19 protein-coding genes and 4 pseudogenes are annotated in these 21824 nt (G+C 66.9%); 8 read left to right on the forward strand and 15 right to left on the reverse strand.

Features of this window, described 5'->3' with window-relative positions:
* Positions 1 to 59 precede the first annotated feature (59 nt).
* Genes QSJ97_RS18790 through QSJ97_RS18800 form a run of 3 tightly spaced genes read right to left on the reverse strand, consistent with a single transcriptional unit; the run spans position 60 to position 2066 of the window.
* Positions 60 to 620, reverse strand: a complete 561-nt coding sequence (locus QSJ97_RS18790) for a TRAP transporter small permease (protein WP_285673618.1) — start codon at positions 618 to 620, stop codon at positions 60 to 62.
* A gap of 2 nt (positions 621 to 622) precedes the next feature.
* Positions 623 to 1783 (reverse strand): TRAP transporter substrate-binding protein, encoded by a 1161-nt coding sequence (locus tag QSJ97_RS18795; protein ID WP_285673620.1) that lies wholly within the window; start codon positions 1781 to 1783, stop codon positions 623 to 625.
* Positions 1784 to 1793: 10 nt separating this feature from the next.
* Positions 1794 to 2066, reverse strand: coding sequence for a hypothetical protein (locus tag QSJ97_RS18800; RefSeq protein ID WP_285673621.1), 273 nt, complete (start codon positions 2064 to 2066; stop codon positions 1794 to 1796).
* A gap of 224 nt (positions 2067 to 2290) precedes the next feature.
* Between QSJ97_RS18800 and QSJ97_RS18805 the strand changes: the two genes are divergently transcribed.
* Entirely contained in the window at positions 2291 to 3172 is an 882-nt protein-coding gene (locus QSJ97_RS18805) for a LysR substrate-binding domain-containing protein (RefSeq protein WP_285673623.1), read from the forward strand.
* Between the two features lie 198 nt (positions 3173 to 3370).
* On the opposite strand, the gene QSJ97_RS18810 is transcribed toward QSJ97_RS18805, so the two are convergent.
* The gene (locus QSJ97_RS18810; protein ID WP_285673624.1) at positions 3371 to 3730 is read right to left on the reverse strand and encodes a P-loop NTPase family protein; all 360 of its coding nucleotides are present in this window, start codon (positions 3728 to 3730) and stop codon (positions 3371 to 3373) included.
* Positions 3731 to 4242: 512 nt separating this feature from the next.
* Here QSJ97_RS18810 and zorA point away from each other — a divergent pair.
* From zorA to QSJ97_RS18830, 4 genes are read left to right on the forward strand one after another with little or no spacing between them, the layout of a single operon-like run.
* Positions 4243 to 6273 (forward strand): anti-phage ZorAB system protein ZorA, encoded by a 2031-nt coding sequence (zorA, locus tag QSJ97_RS18815; RefSeq protein ID WP_285673625.1) that lies wholly within the window; start codon positions 4243 to 4245, stop codon positions 6271 to 6273.
* Positions 6273 to 7598 (forward strand): OmpA family protein, encoded by a 1326-nt coding sequence (locus tag QSJ97_RS18820; RefSeq protein WP_285673626.1) that lies wholly within the window; start codon positions 6273 to 6275, stop codon positions 7596 to 7598. The genes zorA and QSJ97_RS18820 overlap by 1 nt, the downstream gene beginning before the upstream one ends.
* Positions 7595 to 8914 carry an EH signature domain-containing protein gene (locus QSJ97_RS18825; protein WP_285673627.1) on the forward strand — a complete coding sequence of 440 codons (1320 nt, stop codon included), beginning with the start codon at positions 7595 to 7597 and terminating at the stop codon, positions 8912 to 8914. The genes QSJ97_RS18820 and QSJ97_RS18825 overlap by 4 nt, the downstream gene beginning before the upstream one ends.
* A gap of 5 nt (positions 8915 to 8919) precedes the next feature.
* Positions 8920 to 12072 carry a DEAD/DEAH box helicase gene (locus QSJ97_RS18830; protein WP_285673629.1) on the forward strand — a complete coding sequence of 1051 codons (3153 nt, stop codon included), beginning with the start codon at positions 8920 to 8922 and terminating at the stop codon, positions 12070 to 12072.
* A gap of 297 nt (positions 12073 to 12369) precedes the next feature.
* Here the strand turns inward: QSJ97_RS18830 and QSJ97_RS18835 are convergent.
* Positions 12370 to 12501: pseudogene (locus QSJ97_RS18835) on the reverse strand (integrase core domain-containing protein); the annotation flags it as partial.
* A gap of 58 nt (positions 12502 to 12559) precedes the next feature.
* Between QSJ97_RS18835 and QSJ97_RS18840 the strand changes: the two are divergent.
* Both QSJ97_RS18840 and QSJ97_RS18845 read left to right on the forward strand, forming a co-directional pair.
* Complete coding sequence (locus QSJ97_RS18840) at positions 12560 to 12766, forward strand: hypothetical protein (RefSeq protein ID WP_434220938.1); 207 nt, start codon at positions 12560 to 12562, stop codon at positions 12764 to 12766.
* Complete coding sequence (locus QSJ97_RS18845) at positions 12763 to 13497, forward strand: RNA polymerase sigma factor (RefSeq protein WP_285673631.1); 735 nt, start codon at positions 12763 to 12765, stop codon at positions 13495 to 13497. The genes QSJ97_RS18840 and QSJ97_RS18845 overlap by 4 nt, the downstream gene beginning before the upstream one ends.
* 554 nt (positions 13498 to 14051) lie before the next feature.
* On the opposite strand, the pseudogene QSJ97_RS18850 reads toward QSJ97_RS18845, so the two are convergent.
* Positions 14052 to 15124 (reverse strand): annotated as a pseudogene (locus QSJ97_RS18850) (IS5 family transposase).
* Positions 15125 to 15196: 72 nt separating this feature from the next.
* Between QSJ97_RS18850 and QSJ97_RS18855 the strand changes: the two are divergent.
* Positions 15197 to 15331 carry a hypothetical protein gene (locus QSJ97_RS18855; protein ID WP_285673632.1) on the forward strand — a complete coding sequence of 45 codons (135 nt, stop codon included), beginning with the start codon at positions 15197 to 15199 and terminating at the stop codon, positions 15329 to 15331.
* Between the two features lie 238 nt (positions 15332 to 15569).
* Here QSJ97_RS18855 and QSJ97_RS18860 read toward each other — a convergent pair.
* The 9 genes and pseudogenes from QSJ97_RS18860 to QSJ97_RS25065 form a co-directional block, all read right to left on the reverse strand.
* A pseudogene (locus QSJ97_RS18860) lies at positions 15570 to 16457 on the reverse strand (transposase); the annotation flags it as partial.
* 232 nt (positions 16458 to 16689) lie between these two features.
* A pseudogene (locus tag QSJ97_RS25060) lies at positions 16690 to 16917 on the reverse strand (transposase); the annotation flags it as partial.
* A 662-nt stretch (positions 16918 to 17579) separates the two neighbouring features.
* The gene (locus QSJ97_RS18865; protein WP_285673633.1) at positions 17580 to 18242 is read right to left on the reverse strand and encodes a transposase; all 663 of its coding nucleotides are present in this window, start codon (positions 18240 to 18242) and stop codon (positions 17580 to 17582) included.
* Positions 18243 to 18653: 411 nt separating this feature from the next.
* Entirely contained in the window at positions 18654 to 18953 is a 300-nt protein-coding gene (locus QSJ97_RS18870; protein WP_285673634.1) for a GNAT family N-acetyltransferase, read from the reverse strand.
* 136 nt (positions 18954 to 19089) lie between these two features.
* On the reverse strand, positions 19090 to 19341 hold the full coding sequence (locus tag QSJ97_RS18875; RefSeq protein ID WP_285673635.1) for a hypothetical protein: 252 nt from the start codon (positions 19339 to 19341) through the stop codon (positions 19090 to 19092).
* An 84-nt stretch (positions 19342 to 19425) separates the two neighbouring features.
* Entirely contained in the window at positions 19426 to 19704 is a 279-nt protein-coding gene (locus QSJ97_RS18880) for a selenium-binding protein SBP56-related protein (protein WP_285673653.1), read from the reverse strand.
* 128 nt (positions 19705 to 19832) lie between these two features.
* Positions 19833 to 20690 (reverse strand): HpcH/HpaI aldolase/citrate lyase family protein, encoded by an 858-nt coding sequence (locus tag QSJ97_RS18885; RefSeq protein WP_285673636.1) that lies wholly within the window; start codon positions 20688 to 20690, stop codon positions 19833 to 19835.
* Positions 20687 to 21514 (reverse strand): aminomethyltransferase family protein, encoded by an 828-nt coding sequence (locus tag QSJ97_RS18890; RefSeq protein WP_352231117.1) that lies wholly within the window; start codon positions 21512 to 21514, stop codon positions 20687 to 20689. Before QSJ97_RS18890 ends, QSJ97_RS18885 begins: the two co-directional genes overlap by 4 nt.
* A complete protein-coding gene (locus tag QSJ97_RS25065) occupies positions 21515 to 21823 on the reverse strand; it encodes an aminomethyltransferase family protein (RefSeq protein WP_352231115.1) in 309 nt (102 codons plus the stop codon).
* Position 21824 lies beyond the last annotated feature (1 nt).

The raw sequence follows: 21824 nt of genomic DNA on the forward strand, positions 1-21824 counted from the left end.
GTCCAGCCGAGCTCGGCGGCGCCGGCTTGTTCGAATTGCAGGTAAATGGCTCTGTCTCCTCAGTCGAAAATCTGCTCGCCCTCGTAGACCGGACGGCCGTGGCGCAGATCGCTCACGTCGCGGCGGATCGACTGGACGAGCCTGAGCATGATCAGCAGGAACCCGAACGGCACCGCCACGAGGAACCAGGCGAGGCTGATCTCGAGGCCATGCGTCACGGAGCCGAACCGGATCGAGGTCAGCACCGGGTCGATCGACCAGTAGAGCGCGAAGACGGCCAGCAGGACCGCCATCAGGTCGCCGAAGATGTTGGCGACGGCCCGCGCGCGCCGCGGCAGCAGCCGCACGGCGAAGTCGATCCGGATGTGGCAGCGGTCACGCACGGCGACCGCACAGCCGATCCAGGCGAGATAGACGAAGGCGTAGCGGGCGGCCTCCTCGCCCCAGAGCGAGGAGTAGGACAGCGCGAAGCGCCGGATCACCTCGACCGCGATCGTCAGCACGATGAGCGTGTAGAAGGTGAGCAGCAGCCATCGCTCGCCGTTGCGGTCAATCGCCCGCAGACAGCGAGTGAGGCGGGAGCCTTCCGGCTCTCCGCCCCCGGCACGATCGGGCTGCATGCTCAGACGTCGTGCACGTAGTAGACGCCTCGGGTGTTGGCGGCCTCGTTCAGCTTCTCGAAGACCTCCAGGGAGCCCGCGAGTTCCTTCTTGAACGCGTCCCAGGCCGGGAGGTGATGGCCGGCCTTCGCGACCCATTGCGCGAGCTCGTCCTCGGTCGGCACGTAGAACTGCACGCCGCCGGATGCCAGATCGGCCATCGAGTAGGCCCGCGCTGCCGGAACCTTGGCGAGGTTCTGGTGCATCGTGGTCTCGCTGGCGAAGACGATGCCCTCCCGGATGTCGGACGGCAGCCCGTTGAACCATTCGAGATTGCAGGAATAGACTTGGGTGTTGGGAACCGTCTGCGCGAAGGTGACCCAGGAGAGGGTGTTCCTGAAGCCGAAGATCTGCAGCCCCTGGACCGACGGATCGAGCGCGTCGGCAACGCCCTGCTTCAGCGCCGAGGGGGTCTCGCCCCAGGCGATCGGCGTCGGGTTCGCGCCGAGCAGCTGATAGAGTTTCGAGAGGATCTTGGATCCGGGGATGCGGAACTTCACGCCATCGAGCTGGTCCGGTGTCCGGATCGGCTCCTCGAAGCCGCGCCGCAGCGACACGGTGCGCGGATCGACCGTCACATACCAGAGCGCCTTGAAGCCGCGTGCCTCGATCATCGGGTTCACCTCGTCGGCCCAGGCCTTCGAGGTCACGAGGTTCACCGCCTGCTGGTTCTTGCCGCACCAGTAGGGAATGTTGACGAGATCGACCACCGGCGCGAAGGGCGCGAAGTTCGACAGCGAGTGCTGCGCCGACTGGATCGTGTTGGCCTGCACCTTCTGCGCGAGCTGGCTGCCGGCGCCGAGCTGACCGCCGGGCACGAGCTTCACATAGACCCTGCCGAGGGTCATGTTCTGGATGTTCTCCTTGAAGTCGAGCTGCATCAGCGGCATGCCGCGGCTCGCCCCGATCACGTAGGGCGTGGCCACGATCATGGTGTGCTCTGCGGCGGCCTTCCTCTCGCGCTCCTCCTTCGCGGTCTGCGCCATCGCCTCCGACGACAGGAGCGCGCCCCCCGCCGCGCCCACGAGCGCCGCCGTCAGCCCGTACCGCCCGCTCGCCCGCAGGAACGCGCGGCGCTCCTCCGATGCCAGGCCGGTGTTCTTCGTATCTGCGTGATGGTCCACGCTGTCCTCCCTATACTTCGTTTGTTGTTGTCCGCATCGCGCGCCGCCGCTCCGCCTGCAGGGTTCCCCTCACGAGCAGGGCGGACGAGACGACCAGGAGGAGAAACTCCCCCACATTTCCGACCAGCGCCGCCGGGATCTGCTCGTCGCCCCGCGTCGAAAGCCTGGTCACGACATTAGCGCCATAGATGAAAAGGCAGAGCCCGGCGGCATGGATCGATGCCGGGAGCCGCCGTCTTCTTGCCTCGGCCTCGCCATCTGTCTTCTGTTCTGGTGAGCCCAAGACCTACCTCCAGCGTTCAGCGCCACGATCGACAGGACTGCCATCCAAGGCCGCGGGATCTCTGCAGAAACGTGACACGACGCAGCGAACCCGAGGCGATCGAGGCAGGTCGCAGGCCGGTGAGCGAGCGCCTGTCATCAGTGCGCCCAGCTTCCGTATGGGCGCCAGCTTGACAAGCGAGAATTCGCCGATAATTTTTAGAAAAACTAATGAATGGAACCGGGATGAAGCTGCCATCGCTGAAAGCGCTCCAGACCTTCGAAGCAGCCTCGCGCCACGGCAGTTTCACCAAGGCGGCGGACGAGCTGGGCGTGACCCAGGGCGCGGTGAGCGCCCAGATCGCCAATCTCGAGGACGCGCTCGGCGTGAAGCTCTTCATCCGGAGCACGCGGCAGGTTCATCTGAGCGACCGCGGCAGGGGCCTCGCACGGGCCTGCCGGCGCGCCTTCGACGGGATAGCCGAGGAGGTCGCGCTCATCAGGGCAGGCTCCTCGGAGAAGGTGCTCACGATCTCGGTCAGCACCTTCGTCACCACCAAATGGCTGTCCCGCCGCCTCTCCTCCTTCCTCGAGCGCTATCCCGACATCGCGGTGCGGTTCCACCATTCCGTCAACGAGCCGGATTTCTCGGCGGAGAATGTCGATCTGACCATTCGCTGGGGGCGGCAGGACGACGAGGCGCTCGGCGGTGAGCTCTGGCTCGAGACCAGCAAGCGCGCGATGTGCAGCCCGCAGCTCTGCAAAGGCCCGGTGCCACTCGAGGCATTGGCCGATCTGCGGTCCCACACGCTGCTGCGCGACGTTCCGCGCATCGATCTCTGGGACCGCTGGTTCGAGCTGGCCGGCCTCGAGCTCACGCCCGATCAGCCCTCGAACGTGCTGAAGGACCCGGTGGTGCGCGTCCAGGCCGCGGTCGACGGCCTCGGCGTGGTCCTCGCCGACGACCTCGCGCTGGACGACATCGCGGCCGGCCGCCTGGTCGAGCCGTTCGACATCGAGGTCACCGGCTATGGCTACCACCTGATCCCGGCGCGCCAGCCGGACGAGAGACCCGCGCTCCGAAAGTTCCGGGCCTGGCTTCACAGCGAGATATCGGGCCTCGGCTGAATGATCCGGCGGACAAGCCTGCGCCCCGTGCTGCACGCCGCGGCACCAACCCCCGGCCCTCCGGACAGCCCCGGAGCGCTCAGGCGCCGCCGAGCCATCCTGCACGCGCGTCCTCCTCGCGTACACCGATGCATCCGGACAGGACCTCCGGGGCATCCGGACATCCTGACCGCTGCGGCAGGGCGAGACTTCCCGATTTCAGCCGGCTCCTCCCTGTCCAAGGGTCCGCGCGGTGCCATCGAGGCAGCCGCGCGCGGCGCAGCATACGCACCAAGGCGCTGGCGATGCGTCGCGCGCGGCGGGCTTCTGAGCGATGCGGTTCGGATCATTCGCTGCTTCCGCCCATGTGCGCATCACGGGCTTTCCGATCGGGGGGTCGTCAAGCGGGAGCCTGTGGGTGTTGTGGATCAAGCGATCGAAGACGGCGTCCGCAGAAATGGGCACGTCCCGCCGGAGACGGGGATCTTCGAGAACAATCGCTGCCAGCAAGGCATCGACGGGAAGCTGGTTGGTGATGAGCATGGAGCCGGCCCGGTAGTGGTCCTCGACAATTTCCATGAGCCGACACAGCTAGCGCCCGTGAGCATGGATCGTGACCGTGACCAGAGAAGGCGTGGGCGCGCTGGAGCGATGAGGAGAGGGCGATCATCCGGCTGATGGTGGGTCTGGCCCCTTTGGCGGCTGCCTTGGAGCGACGCGCTGAGCTTGGAGGAAGAGCTGTGAGCCCCATTGCTGTCTACGCGACTGAGGCGACATATGAAACGTTTGAACGACCCCGGTTTGAACTGACAGGTCCTTGAATACGGCGTGCTGCTGCCCAAAGAACCAGGTTGGCATCGTTCGGTTCGAAACGTCTGACCTTCACGATGGCGATCATGGGCCAGCATTGTTCGGTGGGAGGCTCTCCAAGTTGGAGGAACGCGCACTTCCAGGTTGTCAGCGTGACACAATGCGCTCTACGTTTCATACCGCAACACGCGAGAATGCTGAACCGGGCTGAGTTGCCTCGTCATTCGTGCAGTTTCCACATTGGTGTGAAGGCTTGATTTTCATGAAGGTTTGCGCGGCAGATGTTTGATCTCGGTTTCCTCGGCGCTATCGGACCAAACGTTCGGGACATCATCCTCCAGTCAGCGAGCCACCTGCGCGAAGAGCACGTGCCCGGCTGGGTTGCATTCTGGCTGCTGCTTGCGCTCGCCCTCTTTCTGGCATCGCTTCTGGTCGTGACATGGCGCAAGCGATCAGCGCTTGCCTGGCTAAGGAAAATTGTCCGGCAGACGAGCGGCGAGAGCGATTTCAGCGCACGGGTGAGCGAACTCGATCAGAAGATCGAGAAGGGTGCCCGGCGGGGCCCTCGACGCCAGGTTGCCACCGCCTGGGCCGAGTATCGCGAGACGCTTGTCGCGCATCCCGAGGGCGACGAGATCATCCAGCGCAATGCGGTCCGCCCGGGCGTCTTCTTCAACCTGGAAGATCTCCATTTCGGTCCCGGCTTCTGGCGGATCCTGCCCGGTCTCTTCGTGACGGTCGGCCTCTTCCTGACATTCCTCGGCCTGATCTCGGCCCTTCAGGCCATGGGCGAGGACATGTCCGACATGAAGGGCGCGATGACCGACCTCCTCACTGTCGCCTCCGCAAAGTTCATCATGTCGCTCACCGGGCTCTTCTGCTCGATCGTGTTTACGGTCGGTCTCCGCCTCTGCATGGGCCGGATCGAAAACGAGCTTCATGGGCTCAATCACGACATAGAGCGGCGCCTCAGTTTCATCAGCCTCGAGGATCTCGCGGTCGAGCAACTCGCTGCGATGCAGGAACAGCGCGAGCATTTCCGCAAGATCGGGCTGGAACTCGTTGCCGAGCTCGGACGGCCGCTGCGGGAGGAGGTTCCCCAGGCGATTTCCAGCTCGATCGCGTCGGCCATGGAGCCCGTCCTCAGGCAGGTGGGACAGATCGGCTCCGACGGCATGAACGAGATGGTCGGCGATCTTTCGGAGCGCTTCTCGCGGGATGTCGGTGAGGCGCTCGCCCAGTCCAGCCAGCGCCTGACGGAGGCTGGCGAGCGGATTGGCGGGCTCGTCGATCGGTTGAACGCGAGCTCTGGCCAGATGGGTGGGCAGATGGAGGCCGTCGTAGAGCGACTCAACCTGGCCGTCGAGGATTTGCGCAAGACGATGGCGGAGAGCGCAAGCTCCACCACCAGCGCCTTTGCCCAGGGCGCCGAGAGCATCCTTGCTGCGATGAACCAGACGCTAGACGGAATTCGCGAGAACACCGGCGAGGGGGCCAGCGCCATGCGCACGGCCGCTGCCGACATGAGCACAGCAGCCGATGCGATCCGATCGCAGCTGGCCGCTGCGGCGGAAGACGCCGCACGGGCAACGAAGGCACAGATGGTTGCTGCCGGCGCGGAAGCGGGCACGGCGATCACTGAGGCCGGTCAAGGGGTGCTCGGCAGCTTCGGCAAAACCGCCGAGGAGATCGCGCGCATCTCGGCCGAGATGACAACGGTCGTCGGCCAGGACGTGCTGGAGCCGATGCAGCGGATCGGCGCAGAGATCGACGCGACGGCCAAGGCGCTCGTCCATGGCTCCGATCAGGTCCGCCGCGCGAGCGACGGTCTGCGGCTCGGCGCCGAAGCGACCACCGACGCGGCGAACAGTCTGCGCAGTTCGGCGCAGTCCGTGGCCTTGGCAACCGAGCCGGTTCGAGCCTCCGCCGAGCGGATCGAAGGCGCGACCCTCGCCCTGGCCGAAAGCACCTCTTCGGTTGCCGAGACTGCGCGCACCAATACCGAAAGCGCCCGCGACGCGCTCGAAGCGGCAAACGAGATCCTCGGCGGACAGCGAGAACAGCTGCTGGCAACGCTGGCGCACCTGCAGCAGGCGCTCCAGCGGATGCAGGGCCAAGGCGACCGCATCGACCAGCTGGACGAGAGCCTAGGCGCGGCGTTCGAGACCTTCACGAAGCATGTCAAGGAGGCGGTCGACGGGCTCTTCGGTCACGTTCGCGAGATGCAGGAACGGCTGAGCCCGGCGCTCGACACCATGCGCGAGATCGTCGATCAGGCCGAGCGCTTCAGCCCGCAGCAGCGGGGCCGCTGATGCGCGGCGGCGCCGTTCGCACCAGGCACGAGGAGGAGGAAGAGTCGGTCTTCGTCTCGATGACCGACATGACGGTGAGCTTCCTCTTCATCGTGATGATATTGCTGGCCTTCTTCGCCACACAGTTCAGCGACGAGGACCTCGTTCCGCGCTCTGATCTCGTGGCCATGCGCAAGGAGCGCGATACGCTCCAGGACGAGGTCGAGCGTCTCCGACGCCAGCTCGAAGTGGCGCAGTCGGAACGCGACGAGGCGATCGAGGCGCTTGATGCGACGCGGGCCGAGCGCGACATGCTCCAGGAGGAGCGTCACAGGTTGAGCGCAGAGGTCATCCGGCTCTCCACCCTGCTCGAAGCCGCCACGCGGGCCCGCGATGAAGCCGTCGCGACACTGGACCGGGTGCGTGCAGAGCGCGACCTCCTGCTGGAGGACCGAAGGAGGCTGAGTGCTGAGATCACCCGGCTCTCCGCCCTGCTGAATGCCGCGATGCAGGCCCGCGATGAAGCCCTCGAGGCGCTGCTTCGGATGCGCGCAGAGCGCGACCTCCTGGAGGAGGAGCGTGATCGGGCGCTGGAACGGGAGGAACTCGCCCGGAACAGGATCGCGAACCTCGAGAAGAAACTCGCAAAGCGGGACAGGCACATCCGGGAGCTAGAACGGAAGATCGAGAACCTGGAGGCCACCCTCGCAAAGCTGAAACGGCGCGATCCGCTTGAAGCCTATATGGCACGGGCGGCGGCGGCACGGGCGCGCATCCTCCAGGAGCTGCGCAATGCCCTCTTGCTCGACTTCCCGGATCTGATGATCGAGATCAGCGCAGAAAGCGATGCTCTGCGTTTCCAGGGTGAGGGACTGTTCGACAAGGGACGAGACAACCTCGCACGGGGCAAGGCACAGATCGTGCGGGCGGTAGCCGACAGGCTCGCGGATATCCTGCCCTGCTATACCCTTGGCCCGCGCATGGACTGGCGCGAGGACTGCAACCCCGGTCTCGCGATCATCGAGGCGGTACAGATCGAAGGGCATACCGACAAGGTGGGTGGTGACATCTACAACCTCGGCCTCTCGACGAGGCGCGCCAACACGACCTTTGCCACGATGTGGACCCATCGCAAGGAGCTGCTCGACTATCTCAATATTCGCGAGCAGCCGGTCCTTTCGGTCGCAGGATACGGACGAATGCGCCCCGTGGCATTCGGCGACACCGCAGAGGACTACGCCATTAACCGGCGGATCGATCTGCGCATCATCATGCACACGCCAGCAGGGTCGGACGAGATCGAGCGCATTCGCGAGGCACTGGACATGAGGGAGGCGGAGGAATGACCCCTCTTGGGCGGTTCGCGCGGCTGGCGAGTTTAGCGCCCCCTGCCCTGCCGGCGCTCAATCATCTAGACCGCTCGGTACGGGCAGTGCTGCAGCGTTGGCCCGATGCTCTTCCGGAGGTCTCGGAACGGAATCGGGAAGCCATCGTCATGGCCTTTCGCGAGCGGTTCGAGACCGGAACCTGGGAGAACACGCGCCTGTCCTTCGTGACCCGTGCCGCGCGTGTGCTCTTCGAGCCGGATTTCCGCGACCGGCCGGAGTTCGGGTCTCTCCGCCGCTTCTGCATCGACGAAGTGCGCGCCTCCACGAGGGCGGGCTTCCTGAACCCGATGTTCTCCATATATCTCGCAAGTTACCTCCCCGGCGCTGCGCATACGCGGGCTCTCGCCACGGCCCTGGCCGAAGCCCGGCCACGGCTCGGCACGCGCTGGAAGCGGCTGTTCGAGAGCTTTCCGCGCGTTCTCGATCCGGTGGAAGCTCCGGAGGACATCGCCCGCGTGATGATCAACATGGCGCGTCCCTGGGCCGAGTTGAAGGCTCTTGGCATCGTCAGCCCGCACGGGCCGGGGTTGATGCAGCACGCCCATCTGGCCTATCTGCGCCTGCTCCGTCCGCACCTGCGCGAGCCGGAGCGCATCGAACGCCTGCTTGGCTGGCTGAAGCCCGAGGGTCAGAGCGCCCTGGCTTCCGGCGCGACGGAAGCGATCGAGGCATTGCTCGAGCCCTGGCTCACCGACTACCCGCCGGAAGCGGTGCGTGACCTGCTGGTCGAGCGGCTCCTGTCGATTTATGGCGACCCGCGGCTCCCATCGGCCAATCACTGGGCGGGGGTGGGAAAGGCGCCGAAGGCGCTCATGCTCCGCTGGCTGACCCGCGCGGACATGCAGTTCTTCATGGGTGTGGTGACCGCAACGCAGGATAGCCACATGTGGCCACCGCGACGAGATTTCTGGATGAAGCTCTATGAGCAGGGCCGTATCGATGCCGCCTGGGTTGCCTTCTGTCCCTCTGCAGCGGAGTACGCCCGCAAACACCTGATGCGCGAAGAAGGCCCCAGCAACGGGATGAGGTTCGGGCGGCAGACCGCGCGTGCCAATCGCGCCAACACCTCACTTCTAGTCATGAAAATCGGGCGGAAGATCGTGATCGACGGATGTCACAACTACAAGACGCACATATTTGATGAATCTGAAGAAGCTTGCCCACAGTTGTTCAGGAGTTCTTACGATTGCGAGAAGGTGCGTTTTTCGTCGACCAGGTCTAGGTCACACTCTCCGTATCCAGCTTGGGAGCGCTGGGTAATGATGAACATCTGAAGAATATGGCTTTCGATTTCTCTCATGATGCCAATGGCATAACGCTCACGATGCTGCCGGATCGGCGATCGGTGATCGGGCGGCTGCTCGCGCCGCGCGCACCGGTCAGTCTCGATGCGCTCTCGGCAAATGATCGGGCACTGGCCTTTGCGCTTGCCGATCTGCGGGCGCTCGCAGACAGCCATCCGGGCGAGCTCACCATTGGCACCGACCGCATTCAAATCAGCCACAGGATCGCCGCTGGACTCGATCAGCGCGCTGCCGAGGCACTCGGACTGCCGCCGCTGGTGGATCTTGTCTTCCGCACGGATGTCGAGGGATCCCTCGGCACCTCCAGTTTTCGCCTCAGACACGAATGGTTGAAGCTCGGTCGGCGGCAGGCGCCCCGACGCATCGGGGCAATCCTCGAGACCTCCGACGGGCCGCGTCGCCTGCCCGCGTGGCTGCTCGAGGCCGTGGAGGTCGCTGAAGCATTCGTTCCGGGAAGCGACGAGGCGGCGCACTGGGAGGCGCTCGCCCGTTTCCGGCAGGCCCTGGACCCCGGCATCCGCATCTCGGCGAGGGACAGGGCCGCGCGCGTATCGATCACGGATTTCCTTCAGGGGTTGGAGGTGCGGCTCGCGGACCGCTTCTCCATCTCCCCCGGCCGGAATGCACGGGGCGAGGAGGACTTCGAGATCGTCCCCTTCTCGGAGCAGGCATTGGCGGCGCGCTCGGACGGCGAGACCGGGATCTCCGAAGCCGAGGGCGAGCTTGGCGGTGCGCAACTCGGTCGCTTCCAACGGCGCGTCCGGACAAGCGGAGCGCTTGCAGCCTATCGGGTGGGAGACGGCAGCTACCTCGTGGTCGACCGCGGCGCACGGCCCGTGCTCGAGGTCATGTCGCGGATGCAGAACGCGCCGCACGCCGAACGCGCGGCCTTCATGCGGAACCCGGTGCCACAGATCACCGAGGCAGTGGAGAAGGCCCTCAGAGAGGCCGGCAAGCTCGAGGGCCTGTCACCGGCCGGCGAGGAAGAGATGATCGAGGCTGCGGTCGGTCCGTGTCTCGTCGAGACAGAAGAGTATGGCGCATACTCCGCGAGGGTGACGGGCAAGACGGCCTATGTGCCGCCCGCACAAAGCGTATCGGAGAGTCAGACCACCTGGCTGCCAGAGCACTTCCCCGATCCGCTCATCCGCAAGATGCGCGGAATGAGCCCGGAGGCACTGGACGCAACCTGCGAGGGCATTCGCGAAGCGATCGCCGAAGGCCGAGAGACCGTCGATCTGGACGGTCATACATTGCCCGCCGACGAGGATACGCTCAACGCAGTCAAGCTGCAGGCAGATGCCAATCGCGCGGCCGCCGAACAACCGCCTGTGGACCAGGCGGAGGCGGCTGAAGCGCTTGCAGCCTCGGAAGAAGCGGCGCCCGATAGGGGCCCTCCCATCGTCGTCGCCACACGGGACAATTTCGAGGAGCTTGGCTGGCGCCCGGAGCGCGGACCGCGGACAGCCCTCATCGCGCCGACAGAGCCCGAAGGCATCCGCTCAACCCTAAAGGCGCACCAGTCAGAGGCCCTCGCCTGGCAGATCGCCGCCTGGCGGGCTGGCTTGCCGGGTGTGCTCAATGCCGACGAACAGGGCCTTGGCAAGACACTGCAGACCATCGCCTTCCTCCGCTGGCTCAAGAGCCACATGGCCAGGCCCGAAGCAGAGATGCGGGGGCCGGTGCTGGTGGTCGCGCCGACATCCCTCTTGGAGAACTGGGAAGCCGAGGTGGCCCTGCATCTCGAGGAGCCGGGCCTCGGTCATCTCATGCGGCTCTACGGCTCCGCTCTCGGCGGTTTCAAGAAGACCGGCGCGCGCGGTTTCGACACGCAGTCCGGCGAGGAGCGGCTCGACTTCTCGCTGCTGCACGAGGCCATCGCCGAGGGCCGCGCACACCGATTCTGGATCCTCACCACCTATACGACGCTCGCCAACTATCAGCACTCGCTCGCCCGAATTCCCTTCTCGGCGGTTGTCTTTGACGAGATTCAGGCACTCAAGAACCCCGCCTCACTTCGTGCCGTCGCCGCGCGCGCGGTGAACGCGGATTTCCGCATCGGGCTCACCGGCACGCCTATCGAGAACAGCGCAGTCGATCTCTGGGCGATCATGGACCAGCTTTGCCCCGGTGCTCTCGACACGCTTGCGGAGTTCCGCGGCCGATACGGAACGCCCAGCGCGGACAACATGGAGGAGCTGCACGGCCGCGTCTTCCGGGCGCAAGCCGATCTTCCACCTCTTGCGCTACGCCGCCTGAAGGAGACCGTTGCCCGCGACCTGCCCAGCAAGACCCGCCGTCTGCATCCGAGGCTGATGCCGCTCGCACAGGCTGCCGCCTATGAGGGCGCCCGCGACAAGCTCGCCGAAGGCGCGCGCGGCTCGGCTCTCAAGATGCTCCACCACATCAGAACGGTTTCCGTCCATCCCGACCTCGACGCCGAGTTGTCGGACGACGACTTCATCGCGACCTCGGCGCGGCTGCGCGCGAGCTTTGCCATCCTCGACGGTATCCGTCAGCGGCGCGAGCGCGCGCTCGTCTTCATCGAGCACCGGCGCATGCAGTACCGCTTTGCCGAACTTGCACGGCAACGCTACGGGCTCAACCGTATAGACATCATCAATGGCGACACGCCGATCCGCGACCGGCAGGCCATCGTCAGGCACTTCCAGCGGCACCTGGTCGAGGACAGCGGGTTCGACCTTCTCGTGCTCGGCCCGAAGGCCGCTGGTACCGGCTTGACGCTCACCGCCGCCACGCATGTGATTCACCTCTCGCGCTGGTGGAACCCCGCGGTAGAGGAGCAATGCAACGATCGCATCCACAGGATCGGACAGACGCAACCCGTGACGATCCATGTCCCGATGGCGATCCATCAGAGCCGCCGCGAGAACTCGTTCGACTGTCTCCTGCACAGCCTGATGACACGCAAGCGCCGCCTCGCGAGTTCCGCACTCTGGCCAATGGGCGACACCAGGGAGGATGCCGCGGCGCTGCAGAACGGCTTGTCGAGCGGTCAGGCCTCGACCGAAGGCGATCCGATCGTGGCATCGATCTCAGCGATGTTTGCGCGCGACGGTTCTCCGCCACCCGATTTCGCATCCGACGGGTCAGTGGTGTTTGACTGATCCACCCATCTCCGTGGAGCGCCATCAGGGGGCAAGGTTAGAAGGACCGGGGCAGGCGCCGGACGCTGAAGCGGGGCCGGAAGAAGAGGTCATATCCCGGTGCGTGGTGTAGCTGGGGCGGTCATCGGGATGCTCGGTAGGGTGGGATTGCGAGAGCCAGCCCGAACCGTGCTGTGACCCCCGGTATTCACCCCTTGAAGCCAGAGTCCGACGGTCAGCATGGCGCTCGCGCGCCGACGGAGCAATGGGCGATCCGCGCAGCGGTTCTGTTGCGCGGAGCGGTTCGCCCATTGCGGTGAGTTGGGCGGCGTAGGCCGCGGGTGTGGCGTATCCCAAGGCCGAAACTGGGCAGTGCTGGTTGTAGTCGGCAACCCAACGCGCGACGGCCTCTCTGGCTTGGTCGAGGCCTAAGAACAGCGTCTCGTTTAGATGGCGCAATCGGGACTCAGTCCTCGGGATCGCCGGTAGTCTCCTTGCCGGTAGTACCATGACCGGGAGAACGACCACGACTAAAGTATTGTTCGCGGGCCTTGATGTCTCGCTTGAAATGACCAGCATCTGCGTTGTCGATGCTGACGGCAGAATAGTCTTTGAAGAAAAAGCGGTTTCGGACCCTACGGATATCAGTGAGGCGTTTCCGCCGGTCGGTGCGATCCTGCGCGCCGGCCGGCTGCATCGGGAGGACATGGCGTGAGCAGCCCGGCGCTTCACCGAGACCCGGCCGCCGCCGTCGCGGAGGCCACGGAGGCAGCGCTGGTGACCGCCGCCCGGGCCGGCGACGAGGCGGCGATCCGCGAGCTGGTCCGGCGGCTCAACCCGCGGCTCTTCCGGGTGGCGCGCGGCATCGCCCGGAGCGATGCCGAGGCCGAGGAGATCGTGCAGGAGAGCTATCTCGCGGCCTTCGGCGGCCTCGCGGCGTTCCGCGGCGAGGCACGGTTCTCGACCTGGATCACCCGGATCGCCGTGAACGCGGCGTTGCAGCGCAGCCGCCGGGCGCAGGCGGATCCGGCGCATGAGGGGTATGACACGGTGACCGAGAGCGACGTGACGCGGGACACCGTGCTGCCGTTTCCGGGCGGCGGCGCGGCGCAGCCGGAGGCCGAGGCCGGCCGGCGCCAGGTGCGGGAGATGCTCGAGCAGGCGGTCGCCGAGCTGCCGCCGGAGCTGCGCATCGTGTTCCTGCTCCGCGAGGCCGAGGGCATGAGCACGCTCGCCGTCGCCCGCGACCTCGCGCTCAACCCGGTGACGGTGAAGACGCGGCTGTTCCGCGCCCGCCAGCGCCTGCGCCGCGCGATCGAACGGCGCCTGCAGGGCGGCTTCGACGCGATCTTCCCCTTCGCCGGCCGCCGCTGCGCCGCCCTCGCCGACCGCGTCATCGCCGCGCTGCCGCCACCGCAGCCGGGCACCGATGAGCGCTCGCTCTGACAAAGCCGCCATGAGCCAGGACGGGTGCGTGGTCACACTCGATGAGCCTGTCTCCGCGAGTGCGGGGTAGCACCTATCTCCAAGCTCCTGCTCGACGGCTACGACGGGCTATCCCCGCGAAGCGGGAAACACAGGAGATCTACGAGGCTCGGCGCGAGCTGGGCCGGTTCACCCCAGCGGTGTGACGAACAGGAATGTTGAAGAATGCTGAAATCTCTGCCGCGCGGTTTATCCCACAGGTGCGGGGAACACTCGCGGACCTGCCGCCCGAGATCGGCGAGACGCGGTTCGTCCCTGCGGGTGCGTGGAACACTCATCGGCGGTCTCCTGCGCCTTCTGCGCCAGCGGTTCATCCCCGCGGGTGCGGCGAACACCGCCTTGCCGTGCGTGGTACCGGCCGGTACCACAGTTCATCCCCACGGGTGCGGGGAACACCTGAAGCAATCGGAGACTTCCATTTATTGGCCGCACAAGGCCACTGATGGTCTGGTTCCGTGTTTGGCGGTTGACGTTCCTCAACCCTGGCAGTTCGTCCGGCTTCTGGGCACCCCGAGTTACGCTGCGGCCGCGGTATCGAGATGGAGGTAGCGGCGGAGGTTGTAGACGAGGTTGGCGAGGCCGATCCTGGTGCGCGCCCTTGCGATGCCGATTGTCCTGACGAAGAGGCCCATGCGGTGCTTCTGGTCGGCGAAGGCGTGCCCGATAGCCGATCCCGCTCTCGATCGGGCCGCATTCGCCCTCTGACGGTTCGCCGGCAGCAGTGTGCCCGGTGCGCGGCGGAAGTGGATCTTCGAGATCAGCCCGGCGACGGCGATCCGCTTCTCGTTTCTCTGGCTGCGATAGGCGGTATCCGCCCGGACGCCCGAGCCGGTGTTCGACGTGCCGAGCAGAACTGGCAGCGCGCGGCCGTCATGCGAAGCGGCGTCGCTGACCGACCAGGTGCGGATGAGCCGGTGGCGCCGGTCGGCGCCGATATGGCTCTCGTAGCCGTGGACCGGCACCGCGATCTGCATGGCCTGGCCGCCGTCGGGGCACGTCTTCTTCCGGCCCCGCTTCAGCGTCCAGCGCCTGTCCCGGTCCTTCTGGCGCGGTTTCGCGGGCTTGCCCTTCCACTCCTCGGGGATGCCGCCGCCCTTGACGGTCTCGCGCTCGGCATCGGTCATGCGCTGGCGGGGCGCGGCCACGATGGACCCCTCGATCGTCTCCCGCCCGTGGCGCGGCAGCCAGCCCCCTTCAGATGCGCATCGAAGCGGGCGAAGAGGCGGTCCACGGCGCCGGCCCCGGTCAGCCGCTCGCAGAACAGCCAGATCGTACGCGCATCCGGCACCCGGCCGTGCAGGTCGAGCCCAGGGAAGCGCATGAACGACAGCCGGTCGCGGATCTGGAACCCGGTGCGTATGTCGGCGAGCCCGTAGAGCGCCTGGATCGCCAGAACCTTGAACATCATGACGACATCCATCAGGGGGCGACCGCCCTGTGCGCGGTCAGCACGCGAGAGCGTCGCGTCGAGCTCGGGACGGAACATCTCGAAATCCACCACCGCCGAGAGCCGCTCGAGCGGATCGCCGCTCTTCGACAGCGCTCGATACCGCTCATACAGATCGAAGAACCCTGGCTGAACTGACACCCGCGCCTCCCTTGCAGACCGACGCCAGTGAATCAGCCAACCGCGGGAAACGCGAGGTTTCTAGAAGCCTCCATGCGTCAGCTCCCCGAGAAGGACCGCGCGATCCACGCGGCCTTCGAGGCGAAGGGCGATATCGAGGGCGAGATCCGCTACCTGGAGGAGGAGATCAGGAGGCTCGAGGCGGAGACGCTCAGGGAGGGGAAATGATCGATATTTCGAATCCCGGACGCCTCATCATAATTCTTGACGATCATGTTGAAAAAGTTCGGAGGAGTCTTGAACTCTTGTTTCTGTTCCACGCCTCATTCCACAACCCAAGCGCTGCTCGTGCTGGATCCTCTCGGACTGCATTGGATCGGCGGTAGTGTTGACGGTGCGCGGGGCTCTCAGGTTCCCGGGCGAGCCGATCAGGTGAAACGGCGGTCGCGCGGGGCCTCTGCATTCTTCAACATGCGCCCCTGCTCATGGCTGCAGGTGGGGCATAGGTTTCACTCGGCTTCGCGGCGCGGCGGTAGTGTCCCGAGAGGTGGTGCAGGAGCGGATGTCCACCGGCCTCTTCACAGCTGGTGGCGCTCTCTCGGCCTGCGGCGATCATTGCCGCCTGCTCATGGGCGTCGCAGAGGCCGCTCGGCCTTTCCGCCGGCATGGAGCGGCGGCGGTCGGCCCACTCGTCATACTGCTCGAGCATGAGGGCGCCGGCCAGGCGGTGGACGGCCTCGCGGTCGGGGAATTTCCCGACGGCATTGGTGCGCCGCCCGATCGCCTTGTCCGCGCGCTCGGGCGGATTGGTGCCGTGCAGCCTGGCGCGCGGGGTCTCATCGAGGGCCATGCAGGCCAGCACGTTATGCTCGGCTTGGTCCATCGGCTCGATGACCTAACGGAACCGCCCGCGCAGGCTGCCGGCGACCTCGCGCCAGCCGGCATGGGCATGGTCGCGGCCCTTCCCGGCGAGGACCGTCATCACCGCGGCGCTCGCCATCGGCTTGCCGGTTTTGCCCGGGCGGGCCGGCAGGTACCGCTGGACATGCACGCGGCAGCCTTGCCAGCCGGCGCCGGGAAACTTCCCTGCGGCGGCCTTCGGCCCTTCCTGCGCGGCGCCGGTCACCACCTGCAGGCCACGACGGGTCAGGGAGCGCAGAACGTCGGACCAGAAAATCTCGGCTTCGGACGGCATCGCAGCGATCCTTGGCATTTCGCGCCGCCCGTCGGTGCGCACCGCGACCGTCACCATCACCGCCACCATCACCGCCATCGAGACGATCCGATGGTTCCCGCGCAGCTTCACACGGGTCGCGCCCGGCCAGGGCAAGGGCCGGTCCTCCCTGGGTGGGCGTTCGAGGAACGCGGTCGCCCGCCCGTCCCTTCGCCATTCTCCTCAGACCAATGGCGGTCAATGGCTCGGCCCTGCAAGGCCACGAAACCCGGCTCCGCGGGGTGCCGGCCAGCCCCGCGGCCCGAACGGGGCCATCGACGGCACGGGCGAGACGCCCTGGATGCAGGCCTCCCGGATGACCGCCATCGGCGCCTTCTCGGCCATCCGGCGCGGCTCGAGGACGCTCGGGAAGCACGGGCCGCTGCGGGCCGCAGCGCAGCTTCGAGATGTTCGGCCCGATCCTGCCAGCCCGGGCGTCCCGCTGTCGGGGCTGGCAGCCGTTGCGCCGGTTCTCCCGCTCCGGCGTTCGCTCGCCCTGGCCGGCGCCGCATGCCGCGGTTACCGCGATATCCACAAGCCACTGCGCCGCGTCCCGGATCGGCTCACGCAGAAACCCGGTGTCGTCGCTCCCGGCGATCACGCCGGGGGGGAGGCTCGATCATGGTCATGGTCATCGTGCCCTCCTTCGCCGTCTTCGGCTTCGACAACCTCAGACTGCGAAGAAGCGCGGTCGCCACAACGGCCGCACGCCGCACCACGCAGATCGCTCCGCACGCGGCCGCCCGGGACACGACCCCCGCGATAGTACCAGTCGCGGATAGGCTGAACTGATGCGATGGATGCCCCCACCCAGCGGCATCACATATGCCATGGCCTTTGTGGATGCCCCCTGCTTGGCGAGCGTGTTCTTCGGTCTTTCGGCGAGTTCTCCGATCGGAGGTGTGCCAGGCCTCTGGTGTGGCCTTGATGACGCCTCGGGCCGGTCTGCTGTTCGGAAGGCTGGGGTCACATCGGTCCGGAGAACTGCAGGCGCTCGGGCACCGGGTCTGGATGTCCCTGCCTTGACCTTCGAAGTCCGTGTCGCCTGCTCCTCGTCTATCGCCCGCCCCGGTCTTCCGGCCATGCCGCGCTGGTGCCCCCGGGCTCCGCTCACGCCATTCGATGATCCTTGCCCCGGGTCGTCAACGTCCGGATCACGCGCGCCATCTTGCTGGCGGGCGCCACTGCCGCGACCATCTCCGGCTTGCGCGTCACGAGATAGGCGCGCCAGCGGTCGGGGCTGCCGCCTCTCCTCGCCACCCATCATGTCACGCTCAGGGCGCCGACGATCGGGCGCCGTCCGATGTCGGTCCGGCCCATCCTGCTCACGGCACCGGGCTGGGCCTTTCCGCCTGTGGATCGCTCTGCGGATCGCTGCCGGAGCACCAGGCCAGGCCGGGCAGCGAGGTTGCGCCCGCTGCCAGACCTGTCGAGATCGGGTGCGAAGGCGGCAACCGCACCCGCGGTCACGGGGCCGATCCCCGGCATGGTGCACAGCCGCCGCGGCGCCTCGTCCGTTCTTGATGCAGTCTCCGGGTTGCCTGCCAGCCGCTCGACAACCTCCGCGAGACGGGCGACCCGGTCGAGGTGGATCCTGCCCGTCTCGCGGACCGCGGCGGACAGGTCGCCGGCCTCGTCGGCACGGGCGTTCTCCAGAACCTCGAGGTTGGCCGGCCCCTTCGGCACGACGAGGCCGAGTTCGGCGCCGAACTCGGCGAGGTGGCTCCTGGGCGCGCTTATCAGCTGTGTTCGCTGCCGAACGAGGCACTGACGGGTGCGGAAGGCGGCCGCCCGGCCCTGCGTCTCTGCGCTCCTGACAGCCACGAAACGCATGGCCGGACGCGACGCGTCCTCTGCGATCGCCTCTGCATCGGCGCGGTCCTTCTTCTGCCTCTTCACGAACGGCTTCACATGGGCGGCCAGCACGAGCCGGACCTTGCGGCCGTGCGACTACGCGACCGTGCCCCGGTGATGTGCCGTCGCGCAGCCCCCCCATCGCCACGATGCAGGCAGGCTGCGCGGCCGGCGGTGTCGCCGGGCGCGTCCTCGACACCGCGCGGTCGAACCGGAACGCCCAGTCCGGCCCCACGCCGCAAATCTAGAGGCTGCCCTTCGCCTGGTTCCCGTAGAACCGTCATGGCATGCGCGATGCCGCCGGATTGAGGCATCCACCGCATCAGTTCACCGCGTGATCGTCGCGAACTGGGTGGAGGGGCGGATCTGATGCCAGGCGGCTCTTCAGCCCAGCGTCGCGCGCATGTTGGCCATCGGAATGAATGCGCGCCGCGGGGTCTCGGGGTCGCCGAACGGCCGGAAGCCGAGCTCTCGGTGGACGTTTCAGCGGCGTTCGGAGTGGTCGTCCTTGAGCACGGCGAGGACGATGGCCGCAGCGCCCGTCTGATCGGCGATCCCAAGACAGAGCCGCATCGCGTCTACGACGAGGGCGTTCCCGAGTCCCTTGCCATGCATGTCCGCGCGTACCGCAACCGCCCGGATGTAGATGACCGGGATGTCGCGGACACCGGCGCTTTGCCCTTTCCTCGGACCGAGATCCGACCGGGCGGCCATTGCGCCCGGGGTATGGAAGCCCAGCACTGCAGGATCGTCGCCTGCCGTGGCGATCCACGCAGCGACCATTCCATTCTTGATCTGGTCCGAGAGCGACGGTTTCAGGAAGTTGTCGATGGGGCCAAAGCCACAAGAGAAGGCGCTGCGGTCATGCAGCGCCCTGTCGAATTTCGCGATCGTCAGAGCGGGCGCGTCCGCCGCGGCCTCAGCCGGCGTCCTTCAGGAGGCCCTTCGACGTTTCTGCGGCACGAGCCAACCCGGACACGACCTGACCGGGCGCCCCGACGGCTGCCCTGAAAGCATCGAACGCCTCAACAGGCAAGACGGAGAGGGGCACATGTTGCTCGACCTCCTGCGCACGCAGAAGGGCCGCCTGACGAACGAAGCCGGCTTCCTGCAGGCCGGTTGCAGCGGCAGCGGCAGCGGCCCTGATGCGCTCTTCATCAGCGCGGTGCATGTGCAATTCCTTGCGCGCGTCCAAAGGGCATCAGGGACAGCGCTGACGGCGCCGCGGATGCCCGGGCGCTCGTCGAGACACTGGTCACGGTCGTGATCGCCCCGGCAAGTCGCGTGGCTTGGGTCGGGTCGCCAGGAAAACCTGCGAGGGGCGCCCAAGCCTGCCTGCCACCCACCAGTGTCTGGTCGACCGCGTGGATGCGTGTGGCCGCACGCCCGGCCATGGCGGATGGCGGCGCGACATGCCGGCGTCGTCCTGGGGGGAGGAACAGGCGATCCAGCCCATGCGGTGCACCGCGTCGCCGATGCCCGGCATCTCCCGCCGGTGGATGACCCGGTTGCAGGCCGGGCTGGCCTGGTCCACGTCGCCGGATAACCGGGCTTCCGGATCCCGGTGCCGGTGCAAATCGCGGTGATGCAAGGCAGCGTCTCCCGCGGCGCCCTGATAGCGTCGGCGGGGGAGGCATGGCCGGGTTCCCAGCAGTCCCCGGCTCAGGCTCCCATCCGGTCGGCAATGGCGACGATGCGGTGCATTTCGCGCAGCACCGGCTTCTCGATCAGCTTGCCGTCGATCACGACCAGCCCGGTGTCCGCCGCCTCGAACTCCGTGATGACCCGGCGCGCGCGCGCGATCTGGTCCGCGGTCGGCGTAAACACCTCGTTCAGAGCGGGGATCTGCTTGGGATGCACCGATCCCTTGCCGGCAAAGCCCAGGTCACGCGCCTTCTCCGCCTCGGCGCGCATGCCCTCGGGGTCGGCGAGGTCAAGGTAGGGCACGTCGATGACGTCGAGCCCCGCGCCGGCCGCCGCATGGACCACGCGCGAGCGGGCATGGAGCAGCGGCTCCCAAGCGTTGCGACAGCGCAGTTCCGCCGCCATGTCGACGCCGCCGAAGAACAGCGCGTCGATGCGGTCCGAGCAGTGGGCGATGTCCTGCGCGGCCTCGAGCCCCGCATTGGTCTCGATGATGACATGCAGACGGGTGGCATGGCCGGCCTCGGTCAACAGCCCGTCGAGGATCACGACCTCGTCCGGCGTGCGCACCTTGGGCATCATCAGCGCGGGCGGCGGCGTCCGTGTGGCCAGGATTGCGCTCACATCCTCGATGCCGAACCGTTCGCGCATCGAGTTGATCCGGACGATCCGTTCGACCCCGTCGTCCGCCTGGGGCCTTTCGAACAGCGCGAGGGCGTTGCGCCGCGCCTCCGCCTTGTCCTTCGGCGCGATGCCGTCCTCCAGCTCGACGCAGACGATATCGGCGCCGCTGTTCAACGCCTTGGGGAACATGTCCGGCCGCAGCCCGGGCGTGAAGATGAAGCTGCGGCGCGGCCGCGGCGTGCGTCCGGTCATGCGAACCGCCCCCAGAACCTGTCCTTCACCACCGCGTCACGCGGGCCCACCGGCGTCTGCACCACGAGTGCGGTGCCCGCGTCCCAGTGGCTGCTGGCGATCAGGCCGATGGCGGCGTTGCAGTCCCAGCTGTAGGCGCGGCAGGAGGACGAGATCCTCCCGACACTCCGGCCGCCTGCCGTGACGTCCCAGAACGTCTGTTGCGGCGGAAGCGGCGGACCAGCGATCTCCACCGGACGCAGCTGCCTTCGCGGCTCGCGCTCTCGCCGCAGCGCCGCCCAGCCGAGGCAGCCCAGATCGCGGTCCAGCTCGCAGATTCTGCCCAGCCCTGCCTCCATCGGCGTCATGTCGGGCGTGATGTCGCTCTGGTACGACAGCATCCCGGACTCGATGCGTTCCGACTGGTGCGGCACGCCGGTGCGCACATCGAGGTCGCGCCCGGCTTCCATCAAGCGGTCCCACAGCGCCTCGGCGCCCTCGGCCCCCTCGAAATACAGCTCGAATCCACCCTGGGTCGAAAAGCCCGACCGGGCGAGGATCATCGGCCTGCCGTCCACATCCACCGGCATGTAACGGAAGAAGCGCAGATCGCGCACCTCGTCGCCCCAGACCCTGGCAGCGAGCTCGTCCGCCTTCGGTCCCTGGATGGCCAGCGGATACACCGGCGGCTCGGACACGCGCACGTCCAGATCCAGCGCCGCCGCGGCGCCCTTGTAGAACAGCATCAGGTCGCTGACGGAGATCGAGACCCAGAACCTGTCCTCGCCCAGCCGCAGCAGCACCGGATCGTTGGTCATGCCGCCATCGCCATCGACGGTCGGGATCTAATAGCACGTGTCGTTGCGCATCCGGCCGATGTCGCGGGGCGTGGACATCTGCACCAGCCGCGCGGCGTCGGGGCCGGAAATCTCGATCTGCCGTTCGCAGCCGACGTCCCACAACTGCACCGCCGACTTGAGGTGATGGTACGTCTCCTCGGCCTGTCCGAAATGCGAGGCGATCAGCATGTGATTGTAGACCAGGTAGCCATTCGGACCCTGCGCGTGGCTCCTGGCCCAGAACGGCGATCGGCGCATCCGCGCCGTCAGTGGCATGGTGGCGGTGGCCGAAGGGCTGCCGGCGTCCAGAGACATC

The organism is Paralimibaculum aggregatum (genome assembly GCF_030270585.1).
GTDB lineage: Bacteria > Pseudomonadota > Alphaproteobacteria > Rhodobacterales > Rhodobacteraceae > Thermohalobaculum > Thermohalobaculum aggregatum.